The sequence below is a fragment of the Burkholderia sp. Ax-1719 genome (assembly GCF_011753055.1).
Lineage (GTDB): Bacteria > Pseudomonadota > Gammaproteobacteria > Burkholderiales > Burkholderiaceae > Paraburkholderia.
The window spans coordinates 1-4,264 of the sequence record NZ_VWWJ01000060.1 but is presented as its reverse complement, the minus strand read 5'-3'; the positions used below and the strand labels follow the sequence as shown (position 1 = coordinate 4,264).

Below are 4,264 nucleotides of genomic sequence, written 5' to 3'. Positions count from 1 at the left end.
TGACTTCGCCCTGCACATCGAACAGATCCTTGACCGACACCGGAATGCCCGCGAGCGGCGACAGCACCGTGCCGCTGGCGCGCAGGCGGTCGTGCGCATCGGCGGCGGCGCGTACGCGTTCGGCATCGACGTGCGTGAAGACGGTTGCGCCCTGGCCCGCCGGATCGGCGATGCGTGCGAGCGCGGCTTCGGCGAGCGCGCGGCTGGTGGTGGCGCCCGCAGCCAGATCGGCGGCCAGTTGGGCGAGCGGCGGGAAGGGGAGCGAGGGGTGCGAGGGGATCGGGGTGGCGCTAGAGGTCATGGCAGCGGGGCACAGAAGGCGGTTCGTTGAACTCGGGCGGCGGCGCGGGACGACCTGAGGCTGAGGGCCGGGTATGACGCACCGCAAGGGACACATCATTGTAGAACGGTGGATTTTTGTTGCGCGGACGATTTGGCCGAACCCGATCATCGGGTAACATTCAGCTATTCGATAGCATTTTGTAATGAATTGAGCTTATGCACCAGGGAATCGGCTTCATTCAGGATCTGGCAGTCGTGATGGCGATCGCCGGGATCGTCACCGTTCTGTTTCATCGCCTGAAGCAGCCGGTGGTGCTGGGCTATATCGCGGCGGGCGTGATCATTGGGCCGTACACGCCGCCGTTCCAGCTGATCCACGACGAGCAGACCATCCAGACGATGGGCGAGCTGGGCGTGGTGTTCCTGATGTTTTCGCTCGGCCTTGAATTCAGTCTGCGCAAGCTGTTCCAGGTTGGGGCGACGGCGATTGTCGCGGCGATCTCGGAAATCGTCGTGATGCTGTGGCTGGGCTACGAGATTGGCCGGGCGTTTGGCTGGGCCGCGATGGATTCGCTGTTTCTCGGCGCGATTCTGGCGATTTCCTCGACCACCATCATCGTCAAGGCGCTCTCGGATCTGGGCGTCAAGCGCGAACCGTTCGCGCAACTCGTGTTCGGCATCCTGATCGTCGAGGACATTCTGGGCATCGCCATGCTGGTGCTGCTCGGCGGCATCGCGCAGACGGGCGAGCTGTCGCCGGGCATCGCGCTCATCACGCTCGGCAAGCTGCTGCTGTTCATGACGGTCTCGCTGCTGGCGGGCATTCTGATCGTGCCGCGCGTGATCGGCTACGTGGCGCGCGTGGGCAGCGACGAGATGCTGCTCGTTTCCGTGCTCGGCTTCTGCTTTGCGTTCTGCCTGCTGGTCGTCAAGCTCGATTATTCGATCGCGCTGGGCGCGTTCCTGATTGGCGCGGTGATGGCCGAATCGCGGCATCTCGAACGCATCGAGCATCTGGTCGCGCCGTTGCGCGATGCGTTTTCCGCCATCTTCTTCGTGACCATCGGCCTGATGCTCAATCCGCTCGTGCTGGTCGACTACGCCTGGCCGATCGCGGTGATCTCGCTGGCGGTGGTGTTCGGCAAGCTGGTGTCGTGCGGTCTGGGCACGTTCCTGGCGGGCCGCGACGGCCGCACGGCGATGCGCGTGGGCATGACGGTGTCGCAGATCGGCGAGTTCTCGTTCATCATCGCGTCGCTTGGGCTCACGCTCAAAGTCACCAGCAGCTTTCTGTATCCGATTGCGGTGACGGTGTCGGCCATCACCACGCTCACCACGCCGTATCTGATCCGTTTCGCCGATCCGCTTTCGCAGCGCCTTGCGCGCGCCGTGCCGCCATCGGTGTCGAACGTGTTCGGCATGTACAGCCAGTGGCTGCGCTGCCTGATGCCGCGCTCGCAAGGCGAGGGCGGCCCGACGCTGTTCTCTCTCACACGGCGCATCGTGTTGCAGATCGCGGTGAATCTGGCGCTGGTGTCGGCGATCTTTATCGGCGTGTCGTATGGCGCGCGCTACGCGTCGCCGTTCATCGCCAGCTGGGTGCCCGACGAGCGTATCCAGCGCGTGGTGCTCTGGAGCGCGGCGCTGCTGCTGGCCATGCCGTTTCTCGTGGCGGTGTGGCGCAAGACCCAGTCGCTCGCGCTGCTGCTGGCGGAGGTGAGCGTGCAGCCGGAGAAGGCGGGGCGCTTCACGCGCGCGCTGCGCCATGCGATTGCCGAACTGGTGCCGGCTGTGTCGATGATCGGCGTGTTCGTGCTGGTGGCGGCGCTCTCGGGCACGATCCTGCCGCCGACGGGCTTTCTGATTGGCGTGCTGGTGTGCGCGGCGCTGCTCACGATGCTGTTCTGGCGCTGGTGCGTGAAGATCCACGCGAGCATGCAGATTGCGTTGCGCGAGACGTTCGACGAGCGTCAGGACACGCATTGAGCCCAGACAGGGCGTCGGCGCTGGGGCGCGGCGAATGTGACGGAATGTGAGCAATTGTGCAAATGGGTGGCGGCGTGATGCAGTGGGACGCATAATCGGAACCCTGTTCATCCGTTTGCGCCCTGCAACGATGTAGCGCGCCCCGACCCCACGTCATGAGCGACAACAAGACCGACCGCCCTGAGGTTCCCGACGGCGCAGGCCGTCCCGCCGGATCCAGCGAATCCACCCGTTCCGCCGATTCCGGCACTGCTTCTCCCTCTTCTGCTTCCGCAACGCCCCCTGCTGGCCAGACGACTGCGTCCGGCGAGGCCGCCCAGCGCGCGTCGACCGATGCGCCGGACAGCGCCTCAAACGTGACGTCGGACGCTGCAGGCGCCGACAGTTCCGGCGGCGGCATCGACGAGGAGCCGGTGGCGCCAAGGACTGCGCCTTCCGCCGCTTCGGCCACTGCAGCCGCAACTGAAGCCGCAACTGAAGCCGCAGCCGAAGCCGCAGCCGAAGCCGCCCAGGCCCGCGCGGAAGCAGGGCGCGCCGTCGAGCGCCAGGCCGCCGAAGCCGCTGCCAGAGCCGCCGCAACCGGCGCTGGCAAGCCGCAGGTGCCAATCGAAGTCGCCGCCGATGGCGATCGGGATATGCCGGCGCCCACCGCAAGCGAAGCGAAACCCGCCGCGCCCGAAGCCGCTGCGCAGGCGAAGCCGCCTCAGACCGGCGCGTCCCGTCCTGGCGCCGCGCCCGCAGGGTTTGGCCAGGCGCCTGACTTCACCGCGCAGAATCCGCCGCCGCCGGGCGCATTGCCGCCTGAAACGCCGCGTTATCTGCGTCCGAGCGATTCGGCGTGGTCGGTACTTGGACGCATCATCGCGGCGCGCGCGCGTCAACTGTTCGACCGCGCGGGCCAGCGCATCACGCAACGCACGTTGCGCATCGGCGTATCGGCGCGCATCTTTCACCCCGAACCGGGCGCTCAAGGGCTGCGCGGCAAGACGCTGCAGTATCTGGAGGAGTCGATCGCGCACTGGGTCATGTCGCGCGACGTGATCGTCTTCATGATCCCGACGGTCGGCCATCAGGGCATGCTGCACCCGAGCAATATCCGCCTGCGCGACTATGCGAAGCACCTCGACGGCCTGCTGCTGCAAGGTGGCGCCGATGTCTCGCCGCAGACTTACGCGGAAGTGTCGCCGCGCCCGGAATGGCCCGGCGACCGCGTGCGCGACATGTACGAACTGGAACTGCTGCACGAATTCGTCGAATCGGGCAAACCGGTGCTGGGTGTGTGCCGGGGTTGCCAGTTGATCAATGTCGCGTTCGGCGGCTCGCTGTATCAGGACATCGCCACCGATGTGCCGACGGCCGGCGTGCACGTTAGCGAGCATTACGACCAGCACCGCCATGCGATTACTTTCCCGGAAGGCTCGTCGCTGGCGAGCATGTTCCCGGGCCGGCGCGAAGCGATCGTCAACTCGATCCATCACCAGGCGGTAAAGACGCTTGGCCGCGATCTGACCGTCGAAGCGGTTTCGGCGGGCGATGGCCTGATCGAAGCGGTGCGTTACCGGCGTGCGCCGTTCGTGGTCGGCGTGCAATGGCACCCGGAGTTTCATCGCGCAGGCGGCCCCGAACTGCTCGACTGCACACCGTTGCTCGATAACTTCCTGCGTTCGGCGCGCGAGACGCGTTTCTGACGATCCCGACGCAGCACTGACCGACGTTTCAAAGAAAGGGGCGACTGCCCCTTTTTCTTTTCCCGTACGGGTCTTCCGACAATTCCTAAGATTGAGTAGGTGATTTCGGACAAGCAAATCGCAGGTTCTTTTGTTATCCGAAATTAAACGACGTTTATGAGATTTTCGGGCGGCGATAATAAACGGTTACTCGGAATCCTGAACGGAACAGGCAGTCATGAAGCAATCCTCTGTGCTGCGGCGCGCCCTGCTGGCCGCCGCGGTCTCCACCCTCCTGCAGCAAGGCGCGCCCGCTTGGGCCGGTGCGC

At 65.4% G+C, this 4,264-nt stretch carries 3 protein-coding genes; 2 read left to right on the top strand and 1 reads right to left on the bottom strand.

Annotation, left to right across the window (positions count from 1 at the left end; translation table 11 throughout):
- Positions 1-301, bottom strand: a 301-nt coding sequence (locus tag F3J17_RS35805) for an amidase family protein (RefSeq protein ID WP_240161276.1), incomplete at its 3' end; no start/stop codon positions are given.
- 197 nt (positions 302-498) lie between these two features.
- Between F3J17_RS35805 and F3J17_RS35800 the strand changes: the two genes are divergently transcribed.
- Both F3J17_RS35800 and F3J17_RS35795 read left to right on the top strand, forming a co-directional pair.
- A complete protein-coding gene (locus F3J17_RS35800) occupies positions 499-2,268 on the top strand; it encodes a cation:proton antiporter (protein ID WP_167070538.1) in 1,770 nt (589 codons plus the stop codon).
- 155 nt (positions 2,269-2,423) lie between these two features.
- A complete protein-coding gene (locus tag F3J17_RS35795) occupies positions 2,424-3,956 on the top strand; it encodes a type 1 glutamine amidotransferase (RefSeq protein ID WP_167070536.1) in 1,533 nt (510 codons plus the stop codon).
- The last annotated feature ends 308 nt before the right edge of the window (positions 3,957-4,264 follow it).